Raw genomic sequence first — 26,292 nt, forward strand, 5'->3', positions numbered from 1 at the left:
TGTTGCATTCAGAGGTTCTGCCCGGTACGTCAACGCCTTCCGGGATGCAAGTCTTTCGGAAGCAAGGCCTTCCCGAGAATCAAGAGGATGGGACCCCCTCCGCTATGACAATTTCGACCTCCATCAGCGCGAAGGCGCGGCTGACACGTGGCTGGCGCGGCATGCGCGCCGCACTCGCGGTCGCGGCCCTGTGCGTTACGCTGGGCGCCTGTGCCGAGCAATTCCAGAAGGGCTACATCCTGCCCCCCGGCGCGCTGGAGCAGATCCCGATCGGCGCCAGCCAGGATCAGGTCCTGATCGTGATGGGCACGCCATCCACTGTCGCCACGCTATCAGGCGAAGTGTTCTATTACATCTCGCAGCGCGCCGAACGCGCCGTCGCGTTCATGCCGCAGAAGGTCACCGACCAGCGCGTCATCGCGATCTATTTCGACAAGAACCGCAAGGTGATCCGGCTCGCCAATTACGGCCTGCAGGACGGCAAGATCTTCGACTTCATCAGCCGCACCACGCCGACCTCCGGTCAGGAAATGAGCTACCTCACGCCGCTGTTCAAGCTGATCAGTTTCCGCTAGGCGGAACTATCAAATCGCTGAATTGCAAGAGCCCCGCAGCACACGCTGCGGGGCTTTTCTTTACGCTGTGGCCAACGTCGGCTTGCCCGCCACCATCTGCCTCATTACGATTTCAGCAAGATCAAAAACCAAAACGACACCATCGAGGGAAGAAGCTATGACCAATCTGGTTACCCGTCGCCGGGTACTCACCGGCGCCGCCGCGATCACCAGCGCCGCGATCCTGCCGCGCGCGAGTCTCGGCGCCGGCGAATGGAAGCCCACCGAAACTGTCCGCGTCATCGTGCCCGCTGCAGCCGGCGGCTCCACCGACGTGATGGGCCGTATGCTCGCAGCGCATCTGCAGCCGGTCTGGGGCCAGTCGGTGGTGGTGGAAAATCGCTCGGGCGGCGGCGGCACCATCGGCACCGCCGAAGTCGCGCGCCTCAAGGGTGATGGCCACACCATCCTGGTCGGCAATCCCGGCCCTAACGCCATCGCCTACAGCATCTTCAAGAACCTGACCTACAAGAGCGATCAGTTGCAGGCAGTCTCCAACATGATCAAGATTCCGAACATCGTCTGCGCGCATCCGAGCGTGCCGATCAAGACGATCCCGGAGCTGATCGCCTATATCAAGGCCAATCCGGACAAGCTGAACTATGGCTCGTCGGGCGTCGGCCAGAGCCCGCATCTCACCGGCGCATGGTGGTTGCAGCTCACCGGATTGAAGATGCAGCACGTGCCGTTCCGCGGCGCGGGTCCTGCGCTGCAGGCGGCCCTCGCTGGCGACATCCAGATCCTGTTCGACAATCTCTATCCGTCACTGCCCCAGGTGCTCGACGGCAAGCTCACCGGCCTTGCCGTCACCACGCAGCAGCGCAATGCCCAGTGCCCGAACGTTCCGGCGATGCGCGAGACCGCGCCCGAGCTGGAGAAGTTCGACGTCGCGTCATGGTTCGGCGTATTTTATCCGAAGAGCACACCGACCGAAGCCGTGACCTCGCTCAATGAGCAGATCAAGGTTCTGCTCGGCACGGATGCGACCAAGAAGACCATCGCGGCCATGGGCGCCGTGTCGGACTACGGCACGCCCCAACAATTCCAGACCTTCGTCGAGGCTGAGACGGCCAAGTTCAAGACCATCATCGACAAGGAAGGCCTGCAGATGGAGGTGAAGTGAGGCGCGTCTCACCTCGCTCCATCTGAGTGATCCGAACGAAAACCCCGCGGTTCACACCGCGGGGTTTTTCCGTCTTACTTCTCTTCTTCCATGGCAAAGGCGACGTCGCCATTGGCCGAGAGCCGCACCTTGTCGCCCTCAACCTCGGCGACCAGAGCGCCATCGATGAAGTGATGGTGACCCTTGTGGCTGCCCTCGCCGCTGTCCTTCTTGGTCAGCTTGATGCGGTTGCCCTCGACCTTGTCGACCGTGCCGACGTGCACGCCGTCCGCGCCGATGACTTCCATATGTTCTTTGATCTTGCTGAGCGCGCTCATGTCGTATCCTCTGATGTGGGGAATACTGAACGTGCGGCTGCGCAATAGGTTTCAATCGCGATCCGGTGAGGTCGGCGTCCCGATCATGCGCCCTTGTTCATCTTCTTGATCTTGGCGTCCTGCGCCTCGATCGCCAGTGTCAATTCCATGATCGCCTTGGACAAAAGCTCGGTGGCCTCCTTCTGGTCCTGCGACTTGGCGGCGCGCAGCGCGTAGTTCTTGGCGGATGACAGCGACATTTGACGTTCCTCGTGATGATCCCGGGGGCGAATTAGCCGAAGGCGTCATTCGCCGCAATCGGGTCGAAATGGGGGATTATGCAGCAGTCAACGGCGCTCTGCGTTCGCGCTGATGACCGCGAATATCTCGTCGGCGGATGCCGGCGGCGTGACGCCGAAGGTCTCGTCGAGAACCTGCTGCAACTCCGCAGCGCTGCCGAGCACGCGTTCCGACACCGGTTCGCCGTCAGGTCCCTCCGTGATCAGGTGGCGATTGACCAGTTTATGACGCCGGCCGTTGCTGACGCGCTCCATCACCAGCGTCGAGGTGAAGGGCACGAAGGGACTGGTCGATGTGTACCAGTTGCCGAGCTCGTAATCCGACGGCAGTTGCGGCGCGAGGTCAAACACATACATCGTCCGCCAGCCATCCGCCCGCTTCACACTCAGCGACAACAGGCCATCGGCTTCAATCAGCCGATAGGTCCCCATCGCCGTTTGCTGCTCGGTCCCCACGAGGAGCCGTAGAGGTGTATCGAGTATGCAGGCGCCAAAGCCGGTATCGGCCAGATAAGATCCGTCCGGAAGATCGACCTTCAGGAGCATATGCGTCCTGGGGCCAAGCGGACTGTCCGGCGGCGCATTCCAGCGCACCCTAGCGCCGAGGCTCGTGACCTTGAAGCCGATCGTCTCGAGCGCGGCCCGCAGCATCGCATTCAGCTCATAGCAATAGCCACCACGTCGGCTATCAAGGAGCTTGTGCTGCAACGACGCCATGTCCAGCTTGACCGGCAGGCCCAGCAACGGATTGAGACCCTCGAACGGCAGCGCATTGACGTGAGCGATATGAATGGCCGTCAGCGTCGCCAGATCCGGCGCAAGCGGTCCGTCAAAGCCGATCCGCGTGAGATAGCGATCCAGCCGAAAAACATCTGTCATCATGGTTGCCTCTTCATCATCTCGCTCTGACATAGCCCATCCGACAGCAGCGGGCGACCAAGCATCACCCACTTTGTCATTCCGGGCCGGACTGAGCTCGGAATCTTGATCCAAGCTCGTCATTCCGGGGCGCACGAAGCGGCGCAGCCGCGTAGTGCGAACCCGGAATCTCGAAGTGTTTGGCGCTGACCAGAGACTCCCATGCTGAGATTCCGGGTTCGCGTGCGCGAAGGCGCGCCCGCGCCCCGGAATGACGAGTGTGGGGCGGCAACACGGCACCTAAACATTTTTTCCTATCCTCCGTTGACGACATCCCTATAAGGTTTATATTCTCCTCTGTCCTGCCCCACCGAGAGGGGCGATCGCGATCGTCACGTTCGCGGGGTGGGATGCGGTGGACGCCGGAGATGCGGCGTTACGCGGTTTGGGGGTGACGTCTGTCTTCGGGCAGGACGGATCTGCGCCAGCACTGCCACTGGCAAGGAGACGGCCGACCTTGGGATGGAAAGACACTCTGGACAGTGTGACGGACGACCAAAGTCAAAACGTGTCCGGCCTATTCGCTTGAGGCTCCCTTCCCATCGCCTTGGGACTTTAATTCGGTGATCGGATCGTTCGCTGAGGCAAAGTGCAAGCAACCGAAAAAACACCGCAGGCGGAACGCTGGGCAATCGCTCGGCGCCTCCGAAAGTCCTGATGCATTCTAAATTGCGGAAGACCGCATTCGCGTCAGGCCCAAGGGTGCAACGGGCACCCGGCGTTCCGCACGCCCTCTCAAAGGGGGGCGGGAATGCGAAACACGACGGCGCCCCCGCGCCGCAAACAATGGGGGCGATAACGCATGTCCGAAGAGCACTGGCTGTTTGATAGTTGAATCTGCAACGACGCGCCGAAGCGCGAAGTATCCCTCCCCCTTGCGGGGTCTGGCGGACGAATTCGTCCGCCATGGTCGGCCGATAGGCCGGGGTGGGGGTGCCACGAGCGACGCTCTCACGTGGGGCACCCCACCCGTCACGTTTGTTCGCTTCGCTCTCAAACGCGCCACCCTCCCCGCTCGCTACGCTCGGAGGAGGGAAAAGGAAGAGCGCCGCTGCTTTACAACATCACGCCGCCACGACCTCGCGCGGCTGAGTGATCGCGATATGCTGGCAATGCGCCACGGGCGTCGTACCGTTGGCCACGATGAGCGCATCGAGCTCGACGAAGCGATGCCCCTTCTTCTCATAATTGGCGGTCACCTTCGCCCGCGCGATCAACTCGTCATCGGTGTTCGCGGTCGCCAATAACTGCATTCTGCTGCCGACGTGAATCCACGGCCCGAGCAGCGCATTGTCCACCAGCACCTTGTTCATGATCCGCTGCAGCACGCCGGGATGCACGATGCCCTCGCGCAGATACCGATCATCGGCCTCGCGAACCTCGCCCAGATATTCGGCAAGTCCATCTTCCGGCCAGACCCGCGGCGCGGTGCCGAGCCACTTGTCCAGCGCGTAGGATTCGGCATTGACCGGAAGCCGCCTGGCGACCGCCGCCGTGTCCGGAAAATCCTGCAGCGAAGGCACCACCGGGAAAGCCGTCAGCGACGCCGTGCCGGTCGCGCGAATCTCGCCGCCGCCCTCAACACTCAGCGCGAGCCCCTCGCCGACTTCCTCGGCGACCACCTCGACTGTCTCGCCGTCATAGACCGGCTTGGTGAAACGGGCCTCGATCAGGCCACGCTCCAGAAAGTCCCGTCCCCAGTGCTGCACCGGCGGATGGATCATATAGGCCAGCACGTCGACGCCAGGCACCAACCCGCCGCTGAAGCCGAATTTCCGGGCGACAGAATCGTCATGCATCTTGTTTTCGGACTGTTTGGCGGTGTTAAACGCCTCAACACGGTACGGTTCGAGCCGTTTGGTCATGATTCCTCCCGAAAACTGCGCGAAATTGAGTGTTCGCCTTGGCAGGAGATGATACCCGTCACCATGTTCGAGGCAAGGCGACGGGCGGGGAACTGTCCCGCGTCAGCGCCACATCGCCCACCCGCAAATGACTGCCTTTTCGTGGAACTTGTGCTCCCTTGACCACACGCATCTATATCGACGCCGACGCCTGCCCGGTCAAAGACGAGATTTACCGCGTCGCCGCCCGCTTCAGCCTGCCTGTTACCGTTGTGGCCGGGAACTTCATCCGGGTGCCCGACGATCCCCTGATCGAGCGGATTGCCGCAGGTTCGGGCATGGATGCGGCCGATGACTGGATTGCGGAACGCGCTCAGAAGGGCGATATCGTGGTCACAGCCGATATTCCGCTGGCCAGCCGCTGCGTCAAAGCGGGCGCCGCGGTGATCGCGCCCAACGGCAAGCCGTTCACAGAACAATCCATCGGGATGACGCTCGCGGTACGCAACCTGATGACCGACTTGCGGTCATCGGGCGAAATCACCGGTGGTCCCAAATCATTCGCGCCGCGCGACCGCTCGGCGTTCCTGTCGGCGTTGGATCAAACCATCCGCCGCATCCAGCGCGACCCGGCCTTTGCGCCCGCGCCGAAACAAAGTTGAACTGATCTTATGGCTCCTCCGCTTATCCAGCTCAAAGACATCTTCCTGACCTTCGGCGGCACGCCGCTCCTGAATGGCGTCGAACTCTCGGTCAGCCAAGGCGAGCGCGTCTGTCTCATCGGCCGCAACGGCTCCGGCAAATCGACGCTGTTGAAAATCGTTGCCGGCATCGTCGACAACGACAAGGGCAGCCGCTTCGTGCAGCCCGGCGCTACCGTACAGTATCTGCCGCAGGAGCCGGACTTCTCCGGCTATCCGACGACACTCGCTTACGTCGAAGCCGGCATGGGCGACGGCCACAATATCTATCAGGCGCAGTATCTGCTCGAGCAGCTCGGCCTCACCGGCCACGAGAACCCGGAAAACCTCTCCGGCGGTGAAGCGCGCCGCACGGCGCTCGCCCGCGTGCTGGCGCCCGAGCCCGACATCCTGTTGCTGGACGAGCCGACCAACCATCTCGATCTCACCACCATCGAATGGCTCGAAGGCGAACTGGCCAGTCGCAGATGTGCGCTGGTGTTGATCAGCCATGACCGCCGCTTCCTCAGCAATTTGTCGCGCGCGACCGCCTGGCTCGACCGCGGCCAGATCCGCCAGATCGACAAGGGCTTCAGCGCGTTCGAGGAATGGCGCGACGACGTGCTCGCCGAAGAAGAACGTGACCAGCACAAGCTCGACCGCAAGATCGTCAATGAAGAACACTGGCTGCGCCACGGCGTCTCCGGCCGCCGCAAGCGCAACGTCAAGCGCCTTGCCGGCCTGCACGAACTACGCGCGCAGCGCCGCGACTATCGCGGCGCCACCGGCAACGCGTCGCTCGCCGCCGCCGAAGCCGAGAAATCCGGCAAGCTGATCTTCGAGGCCAAGAATATCTCGCGCACTTACGGTGACCGCAAGATCGTCGACGACTTCTCGATCCGCGTGCAGCGTGGCGACCGCATCGGCGTGGTCGGCCCCAACGGCGCCGGCAAGACCACGATGATCAACATGCTGACCGGCACCGAGCCGCCGGATTCCGGCACCGTCCGGTTCGGCGCCAATATCGAGATGGCGACGCTCGACCAGCATCGCGAAAGCCTCAACCCGAAGACCACGCTGGCGGAAGCGCTGACGGGTGGACGTGGCGACCACGTGATGGTCAACGGCCAGCCCAAGCATGTGGTCGGCTACATGAAGGACTTCCTGTTCGGGCAGGAGCAGATGCGCACGCCGCTGGAAGTGCTGTCCGGCGGTGAACGCGGCCGGCTCATGCTGGCGCGCGCGCTGGCCAAGCCGTCCAATGTGCTGGTGCTGGACGAACCGACCAACGACCTCGATCTCGAAACCCTCGACGTGCTCGAGGAAATGCTGAGCGATTATCCGGGCACCGTGATCCTGATCAGCCATGACCGCGACTTCCTCGATCGCGTGGTGACATCGGTGATCGTACCGGAAGGCAACGGCAAGTGGATGGAATATGCCGGCGGCTACACCGACATGCTGGCGCAGCGAGGCGCCGATTTGAAGCGCGAGGCGAAGACCGAGGCCGTTGCCGCCAGAGGCAATGGCAAGTCGGACTCGTCCAAGCCTGCCGCGAAGCGCAAGCTGAACTTCAAGGACAAGCACGCGCTGGACACCCTGCCGAAGGCGATGGACAATTTGCGCTCCGAAATCGCCAAGCAGCAGCGCCATCTCGACGATCCCAATCTCTACAAGAAGGATCGCAAGAAGTTCGACACCGCAACCGCTGCGCTCTCAAAGGCGCAGAAGGAATTGCAGGACTCCGAAGAGCAATGGCTGGAGCTGGAAATGCTCCGCGAAGAGATCGAGAACGCGTAGCGCGTGTTCCGCAAAAGTGGGCACCGGTTTTGCGAACAGAACACGCGCAGGAGACTAACGAAATGACCACATCGCTTGCAGCCAAGATCGCCAACGAATACGGCACGCCCGCCCTCGTCATCGACATGGATCGCGTCGAGCGCAACATCGCGCGCATCCAGAAGGTCTGCGATGATGTCGGCGTCGCCAACCGGCCGCATATCAAGACGCATAAGAGCCCGGTCATCGCGAAGATGCAGATCGCAGCCGGCGCCAAAGGCATCACCTGCCAGAAGCTCGGCGAAGCCGAGATCATGGCCGATGCCGGGATCGACGACATCCTGATCAGCTACAACCTGCTCGGCGACGAGAAGATGGCGCGGCTCGGCGCGCTGCAGGCGAAAGCGAAAGTCACCGTGGCCGCCGACAACTCGGTCGTCATCGGCGATCTGCCGAAAGCCGCGGCAATCTCCGGCCGCAATCTCAACGTCGTCGTCGAATGCGATACCGGCCGCAAGCGCGCCGGCGTCGAGACGCCCGCCGAGGCGATTGCGCTGGCCAAGGAGATCGCCGCCTCGAAGGGCCTGACCTTCGCCGGCTTCATGCTGTATCCGACCGAAACCGGCTGGACCGACGCGCAGAAATTCTACGACGAAGCGCTGGCCGGCGTTCGCGCGCTCGGTCTTGAGCCGACAATCGTCTCGACAGGCGGCACGCCGAACCTGAAGAATGTCGGCTCGCTCAAGGGTGCCACCGAACATCGCTTCGGTACCTATATCTACAACGACCGCATGCAGGTCGCCGCAGGTTCTGCCACCTGGGACGACTGCGCGCTCAATGTCTATTCGACCGTGGTCAGCCGCGCCGGTCCGGAACGCGGCATCCTCGATGCCGGCTCGAAGACGCTGACGCCGGACACCGGCGGTCTCGATGGCTATGGCCTGATCCTCGAACACCCGGAAGCCAAGATCGCGCGCTTCGCCGAGGAGCATGGCTTCCTCGACCTCGGGCGCAGCAATACGCGTCCCAATGTCGGCGACGTCGTCCGCATCGTGCCGAACCATGTCTGCGTGGTCGTCAACATGTTCGATGAAGTGGTGATGGTCCGCGGTGACGAGATCATCGGCACGCTGCCAGTGGCGGCGCGTGGTAAGCTGCGCTAGCGCGAGAGAAAACGCAGCGTGCCCTCACCGGCCGCTGCGCCCGTCGCAAAGGACGCTTGCAGTAGATAACCGCCGGTTGGCGCTTCCCAGTCGAGCATCTCGCCGGCGACGAACGTGCCGGGCATGCGCTTCAACATGAAGGCATCGTCGATCTCGTCGAACGAGATGCCGCCCGCCGTCGAAATCGCGCGCGTGATCGACGCGACGCCGTTCAGCATCACCGGAACGGCGTTGATCAAGGCAGCCAGCTTCTCCGGCCGCAATGACGCCAGTTGAATTCCCTCCGCGATGGCGACTTCCTGCAACAGCCCAATGGCCACCGGCGACAGATGGATCGCCTTGCGCAGGAAGTTGGAAAACGACTGCTTGCCGCGTGATGCTGCGAGCTTCGTCGTTAGTTCACCTGCGTCGAGATCAGGTCGCAGAGCAATCTTCAACGTCGCCTTGCCATCCGCGATAACAGCCTCACGCAACACCGACGACAGCGCATAGATGCCGCCGCCCTCGATACCCGCACGTGTCACCATCGCTTCGCCGCGCACACTGTGCGCACCGAACGACAGCGCAACGCCCTTCAGCGGCTGGCCTTCAAAGCGATCCTTGAATATCTCAGACCACGCAACCGTAAAGCCGGAATTGGCCGGGCGCAGCGGCGCGATACTCACGCCCTTTGCCGCCAGCACATCGACCCATGCGCCGTCCGAGCCAAGCCGCGGCCAGCTCGCGCCGCCGAGCGCGAGAACCACGCTCTTGCAGGCGATCGCACGCGAGCCGTCCGATGTTTGGAATATCAAACGCCCCTCGCCGTCCCATCCGGTCCACCGATGCCGAAACGCGAATTGAACGCCACTCTCGTCCAGCCGCCGCAGCCACGCGCGCAGCAATGGCGATGCCTTGAAGGCCTGCGGAAACACCCGGCCGCTGGAGCCGACGAATGTCGGCTGCCCCAGCGCCTCGCTCCAGTCGCGCAGCGCCTGCGGCGTGAAGGCCGAGACCGACGGCGCGAGCCGCGCTTCCGCCGCGCCATAGCGCTTCAGAAATTCCGGCAGCGGTTCGCTATGAGTGAGATTGAGCCCGCCGCGCCCGGCCATCAGGAACTTGCGGCCGGCCGACGGCATCGCGTCATAGACCGTGACGGCAGCGCCGCCACGGCTCAGCACTTCGGCCGCCATCAGCCCCGCAGGACCCGCGCCAATGACCGCAACTTGGTTCTTCACTGGCTCGGTCACGGTCTCACGCAGTGGCGAAGCCGCCGGTCAGATCTTCACGCCCAAGCGAATGGCGGCCTGCTCGACATACTTCTGGGTCTGATGGAACGCGCCTTCCAGCGCCTTGGCCTTCGACATATCACTAATGTCAGCGAAATGCGCGGCAATCGTGTCCGGGCTCCAGTCAGCTTCAGCGAAATTGACACCTTCGCTTTCCAGAATCTTGATCACCGCAAAGGAGCCTGCACCGGCGCCCATGATGGTCTTGGTCGGCGCATTCTCGCTCAGTAGATATTCGACTGCCGGCGTGATCGCTTCGGGCTTCATCAGCTGCAGCGCCTGCGCTGGCAACAGTTCCTCGGTCATCCGCGTGGCTGCCGTCGGGGACACGATATTGACGCGGATGTCGGTCTTGCGGCCTTCCTCGGCGAGCACATTCATCAGGCCGACCATGCCAGTCTTGGCAGCACCGTAATTGGCCTGCCCGAAGTTGCCATACAGACCAGACGACGAGGTGGTGAGCACGATGCGCCCATAGTTGCGCGCGCGCATACCGGCCCACACGGCCTTGCAGCAATAGAAAGTGCCGGTGAGATGCACGTCGAGCACCTTGGCGAAATCGGCAAGCTCCATCTTGGCGAACGACTTGTCGCGGAGGATTCCGGCATTGGCGCACATCAGGTCGACGCTGCCCCACTCCTTGGTGGCCTTGTCGACCATCGCCTTGACCTGCTCGAAGTTGGAGACATCAGCGCCATCGGGCATCGCCGTGCCGCCGGCTGCGCGGATTTCCTCGACCACGGTTTCCGCCGCCGTCAGCGAACCGCCGGTACCATCGCGCGCGCCGCCGAAATCGTTGACGACGACCTTGGCGCCGAGCTTCGCAAGGCCCAGCGCATGGGCGCGGCCCAGTCCATTGCCGGCGCCTGTGACGATGGCGACGCGGCCGTCAAATCGAATGGTCATTTGGAACTCTCCTCAATTGAAATAGACAAGGCCGAGCCAGTCGGCGACCAGCGCCGGCTTGTCCTCGCCTTCGATCTCGACACTCACGCTGGTGCGCGTGAACAATTCCTTGGGCTTGCGCAACGTCGCTTCGGTCAGCGTGAAGCGGCCGCGAATGCGCGTACCGGCTTTAACCGGCGACACGAAGCGCACTTTGTCGGTGCCGTAGTTCACGCCCATGGCGACGTCGGCGAGTTGCGGCAGAGCCTCATAGGAGAACACCGAGAGCATCGACATGGTCAGAAAGCCATGTGCAATGGTCGAGCCGAACGGCGTTTCGCGGGCACGCGCGGAATCGACATGGATAAACTGAAAATCCTCCGTCGCCGCGGCGAACGCATCGATGCGCTTCTGGTCCATGACATGCCAGGGCGACACGCCGACTTCCTTGCCCACCATGGCGATATAGGCATCACGTTCAATCATCGCGCTCATTCAGTCTCAGTCCTCAAAATCCAGTTGCGTTGCGGGCGCAGATTCCACAGCGCACACCCCGACGCCAAGCGAAATTGCGCGCTGCAGCCATGCAAAGGGCGACAAATTACCGCTCGCCCTCTTGCGATCCCGCCGCGCGGAGTGCTTGCAATTCAGGGAAATCCTCTTCTCGAAACTCGACGCCGCGAAGAGGATCGCTGCGATCGTCGGCATGTTCGAGCCGACGCAGATGGACCCTGCGAATCTTGCCCGAAATCGTCTTCGGCAGCTCGGTCACGAACTCGATCCGACGTATACGTTTGAACGGCGCCAGACGCACATGCAGATGCTGATAGATCGACAACGCCGTCGCCTTTGACGGCGCGGTATCGCCGATCAGCAACACATAGGCCTTGGGGATGGCGAGCCGGATCGGATCGGGACTCGGCACGATGGCGGCCTCAGCCACGGCATCGTGTTCGAGCAGAATGCTCTCCAGTTCGAACGGGCTGATGCGATAGTCCGACGATTTGAACACATCGTCGGAGCGACCGACGAAAGTCAGATAGCCGTCGTCATCGACGAACACGACATCACCACTGCGATAGACGTCGCCGCTTGCACCGCTGACGCTACCGTCTTCGGCCTGATACCCCTGCATCAGTCCTGCCGGGCGATCGATGCCAAGCACGAGACTGACCTCGCCCTCCTTCGCCGGATTGCCATCGGCATCGACAACGCGGACCTTGTAGCCCGGCAGCGGACGGCCCATGGAGCCGACCTTGACGATCTGGCCCGGCGAATTGCCAGCCAGCGCCGTTGTCTCGGTCTGGCCATAGCCGTCGCGAATGGTGAGACGCCAGGCCGCCTTGACCTGATCGATGACTTCCGGATTGAGCGGCTCGCCGGCGCCGCAGACCTCGCGCAGCGCGACCTTGAACGTCGCAAGCTTCTCCTGAATGAACAGCCGCCACACCGTCGGCGGCGCGCACAGCGTCGTCACACCGCAGCGTCCGATGGTGGCGAGCAGGCCCTTGGCGTCGAAGCGCGGCTGGTTGACCACGAACACCGTGGCGCCGGCATTCCATGGCGCAAAGAAGCAGCTCCAGGCATGCTTGGCCCAGCCCGGAGAGGAGATATTGAGATGCACATCGCCCGGCTGCAGTCCGATCCAGAACATCGTCGAAAGTCCGCCGACGGGATAGCTGCGCTGACTGTGCCGCACGAGCTTCGGCTTCGCGGTCGTGCCCGAGGTGAAATAGAGCAACATCGGATCGTCGGCTTTGGTCGGACCATCCGGTGTGAATGTATCGGGGAAATCCGCGGAGCTTTCGAAGGCGAGCCAGCCGTCATGTGGCGACGTGGCGTTGACGACGATCTGGCCGATGCCGTCAGTCTTCAGGCTGCCGAACTTGGCGACCTGATCCTCTGCCGCCACCACGAGCCTGGCGCGGCCGCGATCGAGCCGGTCCTGCAATTCATCCGGCGTCAGCAGCGTGGTGGCGGGAATGATGACGACGCCGAGCTTGATCGCCGCCAGCATGGTCTCCCACAGCGGCACCACATTGCCGAGCAGCAACAACAGATGATCGCCGCGCTTCAGCCCCTGCGCGCGCAGGAAATTGGCAACCTGATTGGAGCGCCGTGACAGCACCTCGAACGACAACTTCGTCTCGCGGCTGGCGGCCGCATCGACGATCCAGAGCGCGGTCCGGTGCTTGCCGACGGGATCATGGGCGAGTTCGGCGTCGAACCAGTCGAGCGCCCAGTTGAAGTCGACCGGATCGGGCCAGCGAAAGCCGGCAACGGCTGTGTCGTAGTCGGTGCGGTGTTCGAGAAGGAAGGCTCGGGCCTGCTTGAACGTGGTCATGCCGACGTTCTCGCTATTTCGGCATCAAATGCCTGAGGTGATGAATGATCCCCGAGAAGTCATCACCGCCGTGACCTTCCTTCTCGTAGGTCTCGTAGATGCTCTCGGCATGGGCGCCGAGCGGCGTCCGGGCGCCGGCCGCTTTCGCGGCCTCCTGCGACAGCCTGAGATCCTTGAGCATCAGCGCCGCGGCGAAGCCGGGCTTATATTCGTTATTGGCTGGTGATGTCGGCACCGGTCCCGGCACCGGGCAATAGGTCGTCAGCGACCAGCACTGGCCCGACGAGGTCGACGCCACATCGAACAGCGCCTGATGCGACAGACCCAGCTTCTCGGCGAGCACGAAGGCTTCACTGACGCCGATCATGGAAATGCCAAGGATCATGTTGTTGCAGATCTTGGCCGCCTGCCCCGCGCCGGCATCGCCGCAATGGACGATCTTCTTGCCCATGGCTTCCAGGATCGGCTTGGCCGACGCGAACGCCGTGGCATCGCCGCCGGCCATGAAGGTCAGTGTCGCGCCCTTGGCGCCGCCGGTGCCACCCGAGACCGGCGCATCGACCGATGGCAGCTTCTGCGCAGCCGCCAGTTCATGCGCCTTGCGTGCGCTTTCCACATCGATGGTCGAGCAATCGATCATCAGCGCGCCTTTGGCGGCTGCGGGAATGACCTCGCTCCAGACCGACACCACATGTTTGCCGGCGGGCAACATGGTAATGATGACCTCGGCTCCCTTCACGGCATCAACCGCCTTGTCGGCGATGGTCACGCCATCGGCCTTGGCTTGCGCGCGGGACGCCTCAACGAGGTCGAAACCGGTGACCTTGTGGCCTGCCTTGACCAGATTGGCGGCCATCGGGCCACCCATATTGCCGAGACCGATGAATGCAATGCTGGTCATGTCCTGCCCTCGTGATCGTTTGTTTGTTTTTAAAGCCTGATGAAAACGACGAAATCCAACTTTCGTTCAGAACGCTCGACCTTCAGAAGGTCAGCTCAACATCCCGTTTGGCCAGATAGCGCGCCACGATCTCCGGCGTCACGCTCCTGAGATCCGGCGGCTGCCATGTTGGATTACGATCCTTGTCGATGATGGCAGCGCGCACGCCCTCGACGAAGTCGGCGCTATCGAACACCTCGAGCGCCGCGAGATATTCGCGCGACAGACATTCCTCGAGTGACTTCGATGCACGCGCGAGCCGCAGCAGCTTCAGGGTAACCTTGAGCCCCCGCGGTGACTTGTCGGACATGGCCTTGAGTGTCGCCAGCGCGAAATCTGAACCGTCCTGCTCAAGCGCAGCCACGATCTCCTCGACGCTGTCATGGGCGAAAGCGCGATCGATCAGCGCACGCTGCGCCGTAACTGGACCGGTTTGTTCCGGAGCTGCAAACTTCTTGAGTGCCGTCATCACCGACGCTGCATCGGCCCCCGCCGACAGCTTTGTCAGCGCCTCGCGCAATGCCGGCCAATTGACGGTGTCGATCAGGACGTCCGCCATATGTGCAGCAAGCGCATCGGCACCATTTGCTGTCAGTCCGGTCAGACCGAAATACGTCCCGAGTTCGCCCGGCGCGCGCGACAACAGCCATGTACCGCCGACGTCCGGGAAGAAGCCGAGGCCCACTTCCGGCATCGCCATCCTGGTCTTCTCGGTAACGATGCGGTGGCTGGCATGGCCGGCCAGACCGACGCCGCCGCCCATCACGAAACCATCCATGTAGGCGACATAAGGCTTCGGGTACTTCGAAATCCTCGCGTTGACGATATATTCCTCGCGCCAGAAGATCTTGCCGAGATCGCCTTTGACCTTGGCGCTCTCATAGAGACCGCGGATATCACCCCCGGCACACAATCCCCGTTCGCCCGCACCTTCCAGAATGATCAGCGCAACCTTCGGATCGGCCTCAAACATATCGAGCGCCGTCGCGATCTCACGCGTCATCTCCAGCGTCAGCGCATTCAGCGCCTTCGGCCGGTTCAGGCGGATCACACCGGCCGCGCCTGCGCGCTCGACGATGAGGTCGCCGGCTTCGGTCACAACGTCGGAGTTCATCGCGCGCCCTCGATCAACTTGCGCGACACAATCAGCCGCATGATTTCATTGGTGCCTTCGAGGATCTGGTGCACCCGCAAATCGCGCACGATCTTCTCGATGCCGTATTCGGCGAGATAACCATAGCCGCCATGCAGCTGCAGCGCGTCGTTGGCGACCTCGAAACCGATATCGGTGCCGAAGCGCTTGGCCATAGCACAGAGCATGCCGGCATCGGCATCCTTGCGGTCCAGCGCCGCCGCCGCTCGCCACAGGAAGGTGCGTGCGGCTTCCAGCTCGGTCGCCATGTCGGCGATACGAAACTGCAGCGCCTGGAATTCGTCGAGTCGCTTGCCGAACGCCTTCCGCTCCTTCATGTAGCTCAGCGACTTGTCGAGCGCAGACTGCGCGCCACCAAGCGAGCACGCAGCGATGTTGAGACGACCACCGTCGAGGCCGGCCATGGCGATCTTGAAGCCGATGCCCTCGTCACCCAGCCGGTTGGCAATCGGCACGCGGCAATTTTCGAAGATCACCGCGCGTGTGGACTGCGCGTTCCAGCCCATCTTGCGTTCGTTGTTGCCGAACGACAGACCGGGCGTGCCGGCTTCTACCACGATGGTCGAGACGCCGCCCGCTCCCTCGCCGCCGGTGCGCACCATCACGACATAGACGTCGGTGTCGCCAGCGCCGGAAATGAATTGCTTCTGCCCTTTAAGAACATAGTGATCGCCGTCCACGACAGCGCGGGTGCGCAGCGCCGCCGCATCCGATCCCGAGCCTGGCTCAGTCAGGCAGTAGCTCGCCAGTAGCTCCATGGTGCAGAGACGCGGCAGCCACTTCTGGCGCTGCGCTTCGCTGCCATATGAATCGATCATCCACGACGCCATGTTGTGGATCGAAATGAAGGCCGAGGTGGTCGGACAGCCGGTCGCCAGCGCTTCAAAGATCAGCGCGGCGTCGAAACGCGTCAGTGCGGAGCCGCCGACATCGTCACGGATGTAGATGCCGCCCATGCCGAGCAGCGCGGCTTCGCGCATCACCTCTTTCGGGAAATGCTTGTCTTCATCCCATTTGAGCGCAAAGGGAGCGATCTTTTCCGCAGCAAATTCGCGCGCCATGTCGCGAACGGCGGTCTGTTCCTCATCGAGAGCGAATTGCATCACGCCCTTCTTGTTGATTGTTGATCAGCCGGGAAAATGAAACGGCCCGGTGCACCACCTTTGGGAGCGCCGGGCCGCTTGCGTGTTCTTACTTCATCAACGGGATCGAGAACTCGGCGCCTTCCTTGACACCCGATGGCCAGCGCGCGGTGACCGTCTTGGTCTTGGTGTAGAAGCGGATCGAATCCGGACCATGCTGGTTGAGATCGCCGAAGCCGGACTTCTTCCAGCCACCGAAGGTGTAATAGGCAATCGGCACCGGGATCGGCACGTTGATGCCGACCATGCCGACATTGACCTTGGCCGCGAAGTCGCGCGCAGCGTCACCGTCACGGGTGAAGATCGCAACGCCGTTGCCGTAGTCATGATCCGACGGCAGCGCGAGAGCTTCTTCGTAATCGTGGGCACGCACCACCGACAGCACGGGCCCGAAGATCTCTTCCTTGTAGATACGCATGTCCTTGGTGACGTTGTCGAACAGACAGCCACCCATATAGAAGCCGTTCTCGTAGCCCTGCATCTTGAAGCCACGGCCATCGACGGCGAGCGTGGCGCCTTCCTTGATGCCGATATCGACATAGTTCTTGACGCGGTCGACGGCTTCCCTGGTCACCAGCGGACCGAAATCGGCCGACGGATCCACGGAGGTGCCGATCTTCAGGCTCTCGACGCGCGGGATGAGTTTTTCCATCAGGCGGTCGGCCGTGGTCTTGCCAACAGGTACCGCCACCGAGATCGCCATGCAGCGCTCACCGGCGGAGCCGTAGCCGGCGCCGATCAGCGCATCGACGGTCTGGTCCATATCCGCATCGGGCATGATGATGGCGTGGTTCTTGGCGCCGCCGAAGCATTGAGCGCGCTTGCCGGTCGCCGCAGCGCGCTCATAGATATACTGGGCGATCGGCGACGAGCCGACGAAGCCGACAGCCTTGATGTCTTCGTCGTCGAGGATTGCGTCGACGGCTTCCTTGTCGCCGTTGACGACATTGAGGATGCCCGGCGGCAGACCGGCTTCGATCATCAGTGCGGCGAGCATCATCGGCACGCCGGGATCGCGCTCCGAGGGCTTCAGGATGAAGGCGTTGCCGCAGGCGATTGCCGGGCCGAATTTCCACATGGGGATCATCGCCGGGAAGTTGAACGGCGTGATGCCCGCGACGACGCCGAGCGCCTGCCGCATCGAATAAATGTCAATGCCCGGACCGGCGCCTTCGGTGTATTCGCCCTTCATCAGATGCGGAATGCCGCAGGCGAATTCGATCACTTCGAGGCCGCGCTGAATGTCGCCCTTGGCGTCCGGCACGGTCTTGCCATGCTCACGCGCCAGGCAATCGGCCAGCTTGTCGTAGTCGCGATTGGCGAGTTCGAGGAACTTCATCAGCACACGCGCGCGGCGCTGCGGGTTGGTGTTGCCCCAGGCGACCTGCGCCTCGGCGGCATTGAGCACCGCGGCGCGCATCTCGGCCTTGCTGGCCAGCGCAACCTTGGCCTGAACCTCGCCGGTCATCGGCTCGAAAACGTCGGCGAAACGCCCCGACTTGCCCTTGACCTCGCGGCCGCCGATGAAATGTCCGATCGTGCGCATGCGTTCCTCCTGGGAGCCAAATTTGGCCCGATGTTGATCAGGCTTTAAGGCGTTTGGAAAGGCCCTGCACGCGCGACGGATTTGCGAAATTGCAGGCTCGCTGCAGTTTCGCCCTGTCAGAATGTCACCGCCGCGACAATGTCGCAGGCAGTGCGCCGATTATCAGTTCTTGGCGGGAGACATAGCCTTGGTCGCCGCCTTTTTCGCGGTCGGCTTTCTAGCCGCGCTCTTGGGAGCCTCAGCCTTGGACGCCGCAGGCTTCGGCGCTGCAGCACGCCCCAGCACGGCCTCGCGGCCAGCGCTCAAAAGCTCTTCGGACAACTCGCCATTGCCGGCGGCGCGGGCGAGCACGATGGTGCCCATCATGGTTGCAAGCGCCGCCATCGCCTGTTTGCGCGCCGGTTTACTCGGTCCGCCGTGAAACTGCTCGGACATCATCTCGATCATCTGATCGAGCTTGGTGGCAAACACCTTACGCGTCTTGGGGCTCTCGCGCGCGATCTCCGCGCCCAAGGCGGGAACGGCGCAGCCGTGGCCGGGATTGTCGCGGTGCTGCGACGACAGGTAGAAGTCCACGAACGTGGCCAGACGCTGGTCCGGTGGTGCCTGCCCGGCCAGCTGACGCCAGCGGTCGGTCGAGCGGTCCATCGCATAGGCAAAAGCTTCGATCACCAGCGCCTCGCGCGAATCGAAATGCGCGTAGAAGCCGCCATGGGTGAGACCCGCGTCCTTCATGAGGTCAGCCACGCCGATGCCATGCGCGCCCTTTTCGCGCAAACGCACCGAAGCCTTCTTCACGATCCGCGCATGCGTCTCGAGCTTGTGTTCCTTGGAATAGCGCATCAGCGGTCCATTCAAGACAAATAGATGATGTCGATCATATTACCCGCACCGCCTCGCGCGCGCAACGCGCGCTTGGCCGCAGGCCTTGACAACAACGCAGTTTGACGGGGAATTGATAGGACAAGACCGGCGATCCGCGCCGGCCCAAAGGAATACCAAGGGACGAAACGATTTCATGCATATGCTCAATCCCCATTGCGGCGTCGAACGTGACCCGCGAGGTATAGTTCGGCTGACGATCTGCAACGCCGGCTCACTCAATATTCTCAATTCAGCCGCAATCAAGGGCGTTCGCGAAGGCATCGAGGTATTGGCCACGGAACGCGCCATTCGCGCGCTTGTCATCGCCGGCCAGAGCGAAAAGAGCATGATTGGCGGCGCCGACATCAAGGAAATGGCGACGCTGGATCAGGCCTCCGCCGAGAAGTTCATTTCCGGCTTGCGCGATCTCTGCGAGGCTGCGCGGGCGTTTCCTGCACCCGTGATTGCCCGCATCCCGGGCTGGTGCTTGGGCGGCGGCCTCGAATTCGCTGCCGCCTGCGATTTCCGGATCGCTTCGCACGATTCCAAATATGCCATGCCCGAGGTCAGGGTCGGTATTCCCTCGGTGATTCACGCTGCCCTCTTGCCGCGCCTGATCGGTTGGGGCCGTGCGCGCTGGCTGATCATGACCGCCGCCACCATCGATGCACCGACCGCGCTCAATTGGGGTCTGGTCGATGTGGTTGCGGCCGAAGGCGCGCTCGATGCCGAAGTCGAAAAGACGATTGAAGCCATACTCGAGTGTGGACCCGAGGCCATGCGGTCGCAAAAAGCCCTGCTGAAACAGTGGGAAGAGCTGCCGCTGAAGGAATCCGTCAATCTCAGCGTCGGCGTGTTCGGCGAGGCCTATCTGACCGGCGAGCCGCAGCGACTGATGCAGGGTTTCATCAACCGCAAGCGCTAGCAGCTCGACCTCACGAGAATTTTGCACAGGCCGGCATTGCGTATCTTGCAGCGCATCATATGATGAGTGTCATCCAAATGACCCGCGCTTGCGCGAAGGAGCCTCCATCATGTCCGCAGCTTCAGATCCGGTCGTCATCGTCTCGGCCACTCGCACCCCGCTCGGCCGCTTCCAGGGCGAACTATCGCCCTTCTCCGGCCACAAGCTCGGCAGCCACGTCATCGGTGCCGCCGTGGCACGCGCAAAACTGACACCCGAGCGCATCGACGAAGTCTTCATGGGCTGCGTGCTTCCCGCAGGCCAGGGTCAGGCGCCTGCCCGTCAGGCCGCCCGAGGCGCCAAGCTGCCGGATGCCACAGGGGCCACCACGATCAACAAGGTCTGCGGCTCCGGCATGAAGGCGACCATGCTTGCCCACGACATCATCCATGCCGGTTCGGCCGAGATCGTCGTCTCCGGCGGCATGGAGAGCATGACCAATGCGCCCTATTTGCTGCAGAAGGCACGCGGCGGTTACCGCGTCGGCCATGATCGCATCATCGATCACATGCTGATGGATGGGCTTGAGGATGCCTATGAGGTCGGTCGCTCGATGGGTGACTTCGGCGAAGCCACCGCTGAGGCCTATCAGTTCACGCGTGGAGATCAGGATGCCTATGCGATCGAAACGCTGACGCGCGCGCGCAAGGCGGTGGAGAGCGGCGCCTTCAAGGCAGAGATCACGCCACTGACCATCGTTGAGAAGTCCGGACCGCGCGAGATCGCCAATGACGAACATCCGCTGAAGGTCGATCCTGCCAAGATCCCGAACCTCAAACCAGCCTTCCGCAGCAACGGCACCATCACGCCCGCCGCTTCGTCCGCCAATGCCGATGGCGCTGCTGCCCTGGTGCTGGCCAAACGTTCCCTCGTGGATCGTGAGGGCCTGCCCGCGCTGGCCGTGATCCATGGCCACGCCACGCACAGCCAGGAACCGCAATGGTTCACGACTGCCCCCATTCCGGCAATCCGCAAATTGCTCGACAAGGTCGGCTGGAGCGTCGGCGATGTGGATCTGTTCGAGATCAACGAAGCCTTCGCCGTGGTGCCGATGGCCGCGCAACGCGACCTTGGCATCCCTCGTGAGAAGCTCAACGTCAATGGCGGCGCTTGCGCACTGGGCCATCCCATCGGCGCCACCGGCGCGCGGCTGATCGTGACGCTGCTGCATGCACTGGAAGCCAGAGGGCTGAAACGCGGCGTCGCGGCGCTGTGCATCGGCGGCGGTGAAGCCACCGCGATCGCCATCGAACGCATCGTTCACTGACACGCTTTTCCCAGATATGATCGTCGCGGCGATGGTCGTCGCGACGCCTATTCTCGTTGATTGCAGGATTACCGATGATTTCCGGATGGCTCTCGACTGCCCTCGCCCGCCGCAACATTCACTATGGATGGGCGATGATCGCCGTGACCTTCGTGACGGCGCTGGTCAGCGCCGCGGCGGTTGGCGCGCCTGGTGTATTCATCGTGCCGCTGCAGAAGGAATTCGGCTGGAGCACCGCGGAGATTTCCTCGGCCATGTCGATCCGTTTCGTGCTGTTCGGCCTTATGGCGCCGTTCGCTGCCGCGCTGATGAACCGTTATGGCTTGCGTAACGTCACGCTGATTGCCCTGCTCGTCGTTGCGGCAAGCCTCATCTTGTCGCTCGGGATGACGCAGGTCTGGCAGCTCATGGCGCTCTGGGGCGTCGCCGTTGGTATTGGCACCGGCATGACCGCGCTGGTGCTCGGCGCCACCGTCGCAGCGCGCTGGTTCAGCGCACGCCGTGGCCTCGTCGTGGGTATCCTCACTGCGAGCGCGGCCACCGGCCAGCTGATCTTTCTGCCGATCCTCGCCAGCATTACCGAGCATTCGAGTTGGCGCTGGGCACTGGCGCTGATGTGCGTGATGCTGGCTGTTGCCGCCCTCGGCGTGCTGCTCGTGATGCGGGACCGTCCCAGCGACATCGGCATTCGCCCCTATGGCGACACCAGCACCGAACCGCTGGCCGTCCCGCCACCGAACACCTCGCCGATCATGGCGGCCGCGCTCGGTGCCCTGCGCGATGCTGCCCAGACCAAGGTATTCTGGATCCTGTTTGCAACCTTCTTCATCTGCGGCGCCAGCACCAACGGGTTGGTCCAGGTTCACCTGATCCCGATGTGCCTCGACTTCGGCATCCCGCAGATTCAGGCGGCCGGACTGCTTGCGGCCATGGGCGTGTTCGATTTCGTCGGTACCATCGCGTCAGGCTGGCTGTCTGACCGGTATGACAATCGCTACCTGCTGTTCTGGTATTACGGCCTGCGCGGCCTGTCGCTGCTGGCATTGCCGTTTACCGACTTCTCGTTCTATGGCCTGTCGCTGTTCGCGTTGTTCTATGGTCTGGACTGGATTGCCACCGTGCCGCCGACGGTGCGCCTCACCGCATCCAAGTTCGGCCCCGAACGCGCGGGTCTGGTGTTCGGCTGGATCTTCGCCGGCCATCAGTTAGGCGCAGCAACGGCGGCATTCGGCGCTGGCCTGTCGCGCACGGTACTGCTCAGCTATCTGCCTGCCTTTTTCGCGGCAGGTGCGCTATGTATTATTGCAGCGCTGATCGTGCTGGCGATTTCAAAAGACAAGAAGGTCGCGACCGCCTGATCCCCGCAGGATTCAGGCTGCTCGCCCATTATATCAGAACGGGAATACATCATGCGCCGCGTTGTAATTACGGGGATGGGAGCGGTGTCGCCGCTCGGTTGCGGCGTCGAGATCAACTGGTCCCGGTTGCTCGCGGGTCAATCCGGTATCCGCCTGTTACCGGAGGCCATGACTGCCGACCTTGCTGCCAAGGTCGGCGGCCAGGTACCCGACATCGCGAACGACCCGGAAGGCGGTTTCGATCCTGACAAGGCGGCGCCGCGCAAGGATCAGAAGAAGATGGATCGCTTCATCCTGTTTGCGCTGATGGCTGCCGATGAAGCCATCGCGCAGGCCGGCTGGCTGCCGAAGGATGCGCAAGACCGCCAGCGCACAGCCACGATCATCGCCTCAGGTATCGGCGGCTTTCCGGCCATTGCCGATGCCGTCCGTACCACCGACACCAAGGGCATCCGCCGGCTGTCGCCGTTCACCGTGCCCTCGTTCCTGGTCAATCTCGGGGCCGGCCACATCTCGATCCGCTACGGCTTCGAGGGCGCGCTTGGCGCCCCCGTGACAGCCTGCGCCGCCGGCGTGCAGGCGATCGGCGATGCAGCGCGTCTCATTCGCTCCGGCGAAGCGGATGTCGCCATCGCCGGGGGTGCCGAGGCCTGCATCGACCGCGTCAGCCTCGGCGGCTTCGCCGCCGCTCGCGCGCTCTCCACCGACTTCGTCGCCAATCCGGAGCGCGCCTCGCGGCCGTTCGATCGCGACCGTGACGGCTTTGTCATGGGCGAAGGCGCCGGCATCGTGGTGCTTGAGGAACTGGATCATGCACTGGCACGCGGTGCCAAGCCGATCGCTGAACTGATCGGTTACGGCACGACGTCCGATGCGTTCCATATGACCGCCGGTCGCGAAGACGGCGACGGCGCCAAACGCGCGATGGAGATCGCACTGGCGCAAGCCAACATCACGCCTGCCGATGTCCAGCATCTGAACGCCCACGCAACATCGACGCCGGTCGGCGATCATGGCGAGCTTGAAGCGATCAAGTCGATCTTCGGAACGAACGGCGGGGTCGCCGTGAGTTCGACCAAGTCAGCCACGGGTCACCTGCTCGGTGCAGCCGGAGGGCTTGAGGCGGTCTACGCGATCCTCGCGCTGCGTGACCAGATCGCTCCGGCCACGCTCAATCTCGAAAATCCAGATCCGTCTGCCGACGGCATCGATCTAATCCGCGGCAAGGCGCGGCCGATGGCCATTGAGCACGTGCTCTCGAATGGCTTCGGCTTCGGCGGCGTCAATGCCAGCGTGGTGCTGCGGCGAATATAGCTTACGGCCGCATCGCCAGCCGTGACGGGCCTGCATTGCGGAGCGGTTCGGCAAGACGTGCAAACTCACACAGCAGCGAGCGCGTCTTCGTGGGGTTGATGACTTCCTCGACCCAGAACTTCTCGGCCGAACGGAACGGCGAGCGCAGCTTGTTGAGGCGCTCCTCAATCTCCTGCTGCTTGAGCTTTGGATCGTCCGCCGCGTCGATCTCGGCGCGATAGGCCGCCTCGATGCCACCTTCCAGCGGCAGCGAGCCCCAATAGGCCGAAGGCCATGCGTAACGCATCGAGAACCGGTTGGCCGGCTGATGCACCACGCCAGCGACGCCGAACGCATTGCGGATGATGATCGTGCACCACGGCACCGTGGTCTGATTGACCGCGGCCATGGCGCGCACGCCGTGACGGATGGTCGCTGCCTTCTCCGCATCGAGCCCGATCATGAAGCCCGGGCAATCCATGAGATAGACGACGGGCAGATGGAAGGTTTCGGCCAGATCGACGAAGCGCACCACCTTCTGGCAGGCCTCCGCGGTCCACGAGCCGCCGTAATGAAACGGATCGCTGGCAAGCAGCAGTACCGCACGGCCTTCGAGACGCGCAAAACCGGTGATGATCGGCCGACCGAAATTCGCCGCCATCTCGAAAAACGAGCCTTTGTCGACGACGGCGTCGATGATCGGGCGCATCTTGTAGACCTGCCGGCGATTGCGCGGCACGGCGTTCAGCAGAGATTCTTCCGCACGTTCGGGATCGTCATTGCAGGCGATCGTCGGCGGCAAGTCATAGACAGACGATGGCAGATAGGACAGGAAGCGCCGCGCGCAGGCGAAGGCCTCCTCTTCTGTCTCCACGGCGTGATCGACGCCGCCAGCGCGCGTCTGGATATCGGCGCCGCCGAGCTCCTTCTTCTCAAGCGACTGGCCAAGGCGCGCGACAACGGGAGGCCCGGCGACGAACATCGCGGAATTCTTCGTCATCACCGAATAATGGCTGGCTGCGAGCCGCGCAGCGCCGAGGCCGGCGACTGAACCAAGGCCAAGGCCGACGACCGGCACCTGCGCCAGATTGGACGTCGTGTACCAGTACCAGCGGGTGCCGCCGACACCACCCGGCAGATTGGCGGCGCCCTTGGTCTCGATGGTCTTGACCGAACCGCCGCCGCCAGAACCTTCGATCACGCGAATGATCGGCAGCCGGAAGTCGTGCGCCATTTCCTCGGCCATCAGCGGCTTGGCCGAGATCGACGCATCGGCCGAACCGCCGCGCACGGTGAAGTCGTCGCCAACAACGACAACAGGCCGGCCGTCGATCTTACCGCGACCGAACACGCAATTCGCCGGCGTCAGATGCTTCAGTTCGCCAGACGCATCGTATTCACCGATGCCGGAGACTGCCCCGACTTCGTGAAAGCTTTTTGCATCTATCAGTCTGTCGATACGTTCACGAACTGTGAGCCGGCCCTGGTCATGCTGTCGCTTGACCTTGTCAGCGCCCCCCATCTCCCGCGCGAAGGCTTCGCGCCGGGCGAGGTCGTCGAGTTCCGGCTTCCAGTTCATTCATTCCCTCCGGGAGCATTTTTTTCTGAGCTGTTGGCGCGGGAGGCGCATCTGGAACGGGCGCACTGGTCAGGCCGCTATCTGCATTCTGAACCATCATGCTGATCGTGCCGCTGAGTTGACGCAGGATCGGAGCGATCTCGTCCTGCAGGCGCTGCTCGTCATACATGGCGGCAAGCAGACCGATGGTGACGACCACATAGGTTTGATACTGCGGCGACCAGATCGGCGTCGCAATTCCGGTGATATGCGGTGACCAAAGGCCACCTGCGAGCACGTAGCCGTTGTCATGCAGACATTCGCGATTCCCAGCGATCTTGCCGCGCAGGATCTTGGCGTCCTCGGGCATTTCGCGCGCGATATCGTTGATCAGAGCATTGCCGACGTCTTCGTCGAGCGCTGCGGTGTAGGCATGACCGGCTGCAGTCCGGCCCATGGCAATGCGGCTGCCGGTGGTCGAATGCAATCCGAGCGCGTGATCGGCGCGGGCATATTCGAGATAGACCATGTGGAAACGATCGGGAATCGTGAAGCCGATCGTGCCAGGTACCTGCTCCGCCACTTCCTGCAAACGCAGGCGGATCAGGTTGCGCACCTGAAGTCCCCGCATCATCGAAGCACTCATCGCGACCGCACTCGATCCGATGCGGTACTTCTGGTCTGCAGGCAGATAGGCGAGCTGGCCCATGCGCGTCAGCGTATGCGTCAGGCGCGATACGGTGGAGCGCGGCAGGCCGCAGCGATTGGAAATTTCGAGATTACCCAGCCGGGCATCATGGCCCTCGAAGCAGCGAAGAATATCAAAGGCGCGCGAGACCACCTGGATCACATCGCCGTCGCCTGCCAGATCGCTGGCGAGCATGCCTTGTTTGCTGAGCCGTTCCGAACGTCGTCCCATGATGCGTTTCCCTTAAAACGACGCATCTCGCGGGGAGCCAATCCGTTGGATTGCCCCGATGTGCGCCGCCGTCCC

At 62.8% G+C, this 26,292-nt stretch carries 24 protein-coding genes; 9 read left to right on the plus strand and 15 right to left on the minus strand.

The window, feature by feature from the left end; translation table 11 throughout:
* Positions 1-104 precede the first annotated feature (104 nt).
* Positions 105-575, plus strand: a complete 471-nt coding sequence (locus tag AB8A38_RS06900) for an outer membrane protein assembly factor BamE (RefSeq protein ID WP_374725644.1) — start codon at positions 105-107, stop codon at positions 573-575.
* A 157-nt stretch (positions 576-732) separates the two neighbouring features.
* Positions 733-1,737, plus strand: a complete 1,005-nt coding sequence (locus AB8A38_RS06905; protein ID WP_120290184.1) for a Bug family tripartite tricarboxylate transporter substrate binding protein — start codon at positions 733-735, stop codon at positions 1,735-1,737.
* A gap of 74 nt (positions 1,738-1,811) precedes the next feature.
* Here the strand turns inward: AB8A38_RS06905 and AB8A38_RS06910 are convergent, their stop codons facing one another.
* From AB8A38_RS06910 to AB8A38_RS06925, 4 genes are all read right to left on the minus strand, one after another.
* On the minus strand, positions 1,812-2,054 hold the full coding sequence (locus tag AB8A38_RS06910; RefSeq protein WP_439085477.1) for a DUF2171 domain-containing protein: 243 nt from the start codon (positions 2,052-2,054) through the stop codon (positions 1,812-1,814).
* Positions 2,055-2,137: 83 nt separating this feature from the next.
* Entirely contained in the window at positions 2,138-2,293 is a 156-nt protein-coding gene (locus AB8A38_RS06915) for a hypothetical protein (protein ID WP_165826963.1), read from the minus strand.
* Between the two features lie 87 nt (positions 2,294-2,380).
* A complete protein-coding gene (locus AB8A38_RS06920; RefSeq protein ID WP_439085478.1) occupies positions 2,381-3,214 on the minus strand; it encodes an arylamine N-acetyltransferase family protein in 834 nt (277 codons plus the stop codon).
* A gap of 1,100 nt (positions 3,215-4,314) precedes the next feature.
* Positions 4,315-5,115 carry a hypothetical protein gene (locus AB8A38_RS06925; RefSeq protein WP_439085479.1) on the minus strand — a complete coding sequence of 267 codons (801 nt, stop codon included), beginning with the start codon at positions 5,113-5,115 and terminating at the stop codon, positions 4,315-4,317.
* A gap of 158 nt (positions 5,116-5,273) precedes the next feature.
* On the opposite strand from AB8A38_RS06925, the gene AB8A38_RS06930 reads away from it, so the two are divergent.
* From AB8A38_RS06930 to AB8A38_RS06940, 3 genes are all read left to right on the plus strand, one after another.
* Positions 5,274-5,756, plus strand: a complete 483-nt coding sequence (locus AB8A38_RS06930) for a YaiI/YqxD family protein (RefSeq protein WP_439085480.1) — start codon at positions 5,274-5,276, stop codon at positions 5,754-5,756.
* 9 nt (positions 5,757-5,765) lie between these two features.
* Positions 5,766-7,574: an ABC-F family ATP-binding cassette domain-containing protein gene (locus AB8A38_RS06935; protein WP_439085481.1), complete on the plus strand. Its 1,809-nt coding sequence runs from the start codon at positions 5,766-5,768 to the stop codon at positions 7,572-7,574.
* Positions 7,575-7,636: 62 nt separating this feature from the next.
* Entirely contained in the window at positions 7,637-8,716 is a 1,080-nt protein-coding gene (locus AB8A38_RS06940) for a D-TA family PLP-dependent enzyme (protein ID WP_439085482.1), read from the plus strand.
* On the opposite strand, the gene AB8A38_RS06945 is transcribed toward AB8A38_RS06940, so the two are convergent.
* The 9 genes from AB8A38_RS06945 to AB8A38_RS06985 form a co-directional block, all read right to left on the minus strand.
* Positions 8,713-9,888 (minus strand): NAD(P)/FAD-dependent oxidoreductase, encoded by a 1,176-nt coding sequence (locus AB8A38_RS06945; RefSeq protein WP_439088472.1) that lies wholly within the window; start codon positions 9,886-9,888, stop codon positions 8,713-8,715. The genes AB8A38_RS06940 and AB8A38_RS06945 overlap by 4 nt on opposite strands.
* Positions 9,889-9,972: 84 nt before the next feature.
* A complete protein-coding gene (locus tag AB8A38_RS06950; RefSeq protein WP_439085483.1) occupies positions 9,973-10,890 on the minus strand; it encodes an SDR family NAD(P)-dependent oxidoreductase in 918 nt (305 codons plus the stop codon).
* A 12-nt stretch (positions 10,891-10,902) separates the two neighbouring features.
* Positions 10,903-11,364, minus strand: coding sequence for a MaoC family dehydratase (locus tag AB8A38_RS06955; protein WP_315841759.1), 462 nt, complete (start codon positions 11,362-11,364; stop codon positions 10,903-10,905).
* Between the two features lie 106 nt (positions 11,365-11,470).
* Entirely contained in the window at positions 11,471-13,213 is a 1,743-nt protein-coding gene (locus tag AB8A38_RS06960) for an AMP-binding protein (RefSeq protein WP_439085484.1), read from the minus strand.
* 13 nt (positions 13,214-13,226) lie between these two features.
* Positions 13,227-14,114, minus strand: coding sequence for a 3-hydroxyisobutyrate dehydrogenase (gene mmsB / locus AB8A38_RS06965; protein ID WP_315841757.1), 888 nt, complete (start codon positions 14,112-14,114; stop codon positions 13,227-13,229).
* An 82-nt stretch (positions 14,115-14,196) separates the two neighbouring features.
* The gene (locus AB8A38_RS06970; protein ID WP_315841756.1) at positions 14,197-15,267 is read right to left on the minus strand and encodes an enoyl-CoA hydratase/isomerase family protein; all 1,071 of its coding nucleotides are present in this window, start codon (positions 15,265-15,267) and stop codon (positions 14,197-14,199) included.
* Complete coding sequence (locus AB8A38_RS06975) at positions 15,264-16,409, minus strand: isobutyryl-CoA dehydrogenase (RefSeq protein ID WP_439085485.1); 1,146 nt, start codon at positions 16,407-16,409, stop codon at positions 15,264-15,266. Before AB8A38_RS06975 ends, AB8A38_RS06970 begins: the two co-directional genes overlap by 4 nt.
* A gap of 88 nt (positions 16,410-16,497) precedes the next feature.
* A complete protein-coding gene (locus AB8A38_RS06980) occupies positions 16,498-17,994 on the minus strand; it encodes a CoA-acylating methylmalonate-semialdehyde dehydrogenase (RefSeq protein ID WP_439085486.1) in 1,497 nt (498 codons plus the stop codon).
* A gap of 162 nt (positions 17,995-18,156) precedes the next feature.
* A complete protein-coding gene (locus AB8A38_RS06985) occupies positions 18,157-18,837 on the minus strand; it encodes a TetR/AcrR family transcriptional regulator (protein WP_439085487.1) in 681 nt (226 codons plus the stop codon).
* A gap of 175 nt (positions 18,838-19,012) precedes the next feature.
* On the opposite strand from AB8A38_RS06985, the gene AB8A38_RS06990 reads away from it, so the two are divergent.
* From AB8A38_RS06990 to fabF, 4 genes are all read left to right on the plus strand, one after another.
* Complete coding sequence (locus AB8A38_RS06990) at positions 19,013-19,783, plus strand: enoyl-CoA hydratase (protein ID WP_089267272.1); 771 nt, start codon at positions 19,013-19,015, stop codon at positions 19,781-19,783.
* 109 nt (positions 19,784-19,892) lie between these two features.
* Positions 19,893-21,089 (plus strand): acetyl-CoA C-acyltransferase, encoded by a 1,197-nt coding sequence (locus AB8A38_RS06995; protein ID WP_439085488.1) that lies wholly within the window; start codon positions 19,893-19,895, stop codon positions 21,087-21,089.
* 74 nt (positions 21,090-21,163) lie between these two features.
* A complete protein-coding gene (locus tag AB8A38_RS07000) occupies positions 21,164-22,447 on the plus strand; it encodes an MFS transporter (RefSeq protein ID WP_439085489.1) in 1,284 nt (427 codons plus the stop codon).
* Between the two features lie 51 nt (positions 22,448-22,498).
* Positions 22,499-23,761, plus strand: a complete 1,263-nt coding sequence (gene fabF / locus AB8A38_RS07005; RefSeq protein WP_439085490.1) for a beta-ketoacyl-ACP synthase II — start codon at positions 22,499-22,501, stop codon at positions 23,759-23,761.
* Position 23,762: 1 nt separating this feature from the next.
* Here fabF and AB8A38_RS07010 read toward each other — a convergent pair whose 3' ends face one another.
* Positions 23,763-25,319 carry an acyl-CoA carboxylase subunit beta gene (locus AB8A38_RS07010; protein WP_439085491.1) on the minus strand — a complete coding sequence of 519 codons (1,557 nt, stop codon included), beginning with the start codon at positions 25,317-25,319 and terminating at the stop codon, positions 23,763-23,765.
* Positions 25,249-26,217, minus strand: coding sequence for an IclR family transcriptional regulator (locus AB8A38_RS07015; protein ID WP_439085492.1), 969 nt, complete (start codon positions 26,215-26,217; stop codon positions 25,249-25,251). The genes AB8A38_RS07010 and AB8A38_RS07015 overlap by 71 nt, the downstream gene beginning before the upstream one ends.
* Positions 26,218-26,292: the final 75 nt, after the last annotated feature.

Source organism: Tardiphaga sp. 839_C3_N1_4 (assembly GCF_051811045.1).
GTDB lineage: Bacteria > Pseudomonadota > Alphaproteobacteria > Rhizobiales > Xanthobacteraceae > Tardiphaga.

Coding starts and splice junctions, on each gene's coding strand:
- AB8A38_RS06900 (WP_374725644.1), top strand. CDS start 105: ATGACAATTTCGACCTCCATCAGCGCGAAGGCGCGGCTGACACGTGGC.
- AB8A38_RS06905 (WP_120290184.1), top strand. CDS start 733: ATGACCAATCTGGTTACCCGTCGCCGGGTACTCACCGGCGCCGCCGCG.
- AB8A38_RS06910 (WP_439085477.1), bottom strand. CDS start 2,054: ATGAGCGCGCTCAGCAAGATCAAAGAACATATGGAAGTCATCGGCGCG.
- AB8A38_RS06915 (WP_165826963.1), bottom strand. CDS start 2,293: ATGTCGCTGTCATCCGCCAAGAACTACGCGCTGCGCGCCGCCAAGTCG.
- AB8A38_RS06920 (WP_439085478.1), bottom strand. CDS start 3,214: ATGATGACAGATGTTTTTCGGCTGGATCGCTATCTCACGCGGATCGGC.
- AB8A38_RS06925 (WP_439085479.1), bottom strand. CDS start 5,115: ATGACCAAACGGCTCGAACCGTACCGTGTTGAGGCGTTTAACACCGCC.
- AB8A38_RS06935 (WP_439085481.1), top strand. CDS start 5,766: ATGGCTCCTCCGCTTATCCAGCTCAAAGACATCTTCCTGACCTTCGGC.
- AB8A38_RS06940 (WP_439085482.1), top strand. CDS start 7,637: ATGACCACATCGCTTGCAGCCAAGATCGCCAACGAATACGGCACGCCC.
- AB8A38_RS06945 (WP_439088472.1), bottom strand. CDS start 9,888: ATGGCGGCCGAAGTGCTGAGCCGTGGCGGCGCTGCCGTCACGGTCTAT.
- AB8A38_RS06950 (WP_439085483.1), bottom strand. CDS start 10,890: ATGACCATTCGATTTGACGGCCGCGTCGCCATCGTCACAGGCGCCGGC.
- AB8A38_RS06955 (WP_315841759.1), bottom strand. CDS start 11,364: ATGAGCGCGATGATTGAACGTGATGCCTATATCGCCATGGTGGGCAAG.
- AB8A38_RS06960 (WP_439085484.1), bottom strand. CDS start 13,213: ATGACCACGTTCAAGCAGGCCCGAGCCTTCCTTCTCGAACACCGCACC.
- mmsB (WP_315841757.1), bottom strand. CDS start 14,114: ATGACCAGCATTGCATTCATCGGTCTCGGCAATATGGGTGGCCCGATG.
- AB8A38_RS06970 (WP_315841756.1), bottom strand. CDS start 15,267: ATGAACTCCGACGTTGTGACCGAAGCCGGCGACCTCATCGTCGAGCGC.
- AB8A38_RS06975 (WP_439085485.1), bottom strand. CDS start 16,409: ATGCAATTCGCTCTCGATGAGGAACAGACCGCCGTTCGCGACATGGCG.
- AB8A38_RS06980 (WP_439085486.1), bottom strand. CDS start 17,994: ATGCGCACGATCGGACATTTCATCGGCGGCCGCGAGGTCAAGGGCAAG.
- AB8A38_RS06985 (WP_439085487.1), bottom strand. CDS start 18,837: ATGCGCTATTCCAAGGAACACAAGCTCGAGACGCATGCGCGGATCGTG.
- AB8A38_RS06990 (WP_089267272.1), top strand. CDS start 19,013: ATGCATATGCTCAATCCCCATTGCGGCGTCGAACGTGACCCGCGAGGT.
- AB8A38_RS06995 (WP_439085488.1), top strand. CDS start 19,893: ATGTCCGCAGCTTCAGATCCGGTCGTCATCGTCTCGGCCACTCGCACC.
- AB8A38_RS07000 (WP_439085489.1), top strand. CDS start 21,164: ATGATTTCCGGATGGCTCTCGACTGCCCTCGCCCGCCGCAACATTCAC.
- fabF (WP_439085490.1), top strand. CDS start 22,499: ATGCGCCGCGTTGTAATTACGGGGATGGGAGCGGTGTCGCCGCTCGGT.
- AB8A38_RS07010 (WP_439085491.1), bottom strand. CDS start 25,319: ATGAACTGGAAGCCGGAACTCGACGACCTCGCCCGGCGCGAAGCCTTC.
- AB8A38_RS07015 (WP_439085492.1), bottom strand. CDS start 26,217: ATGGGACGACGTTCGGAACGGCTCAGCAAACAAGGCATGCTCGCCAGC.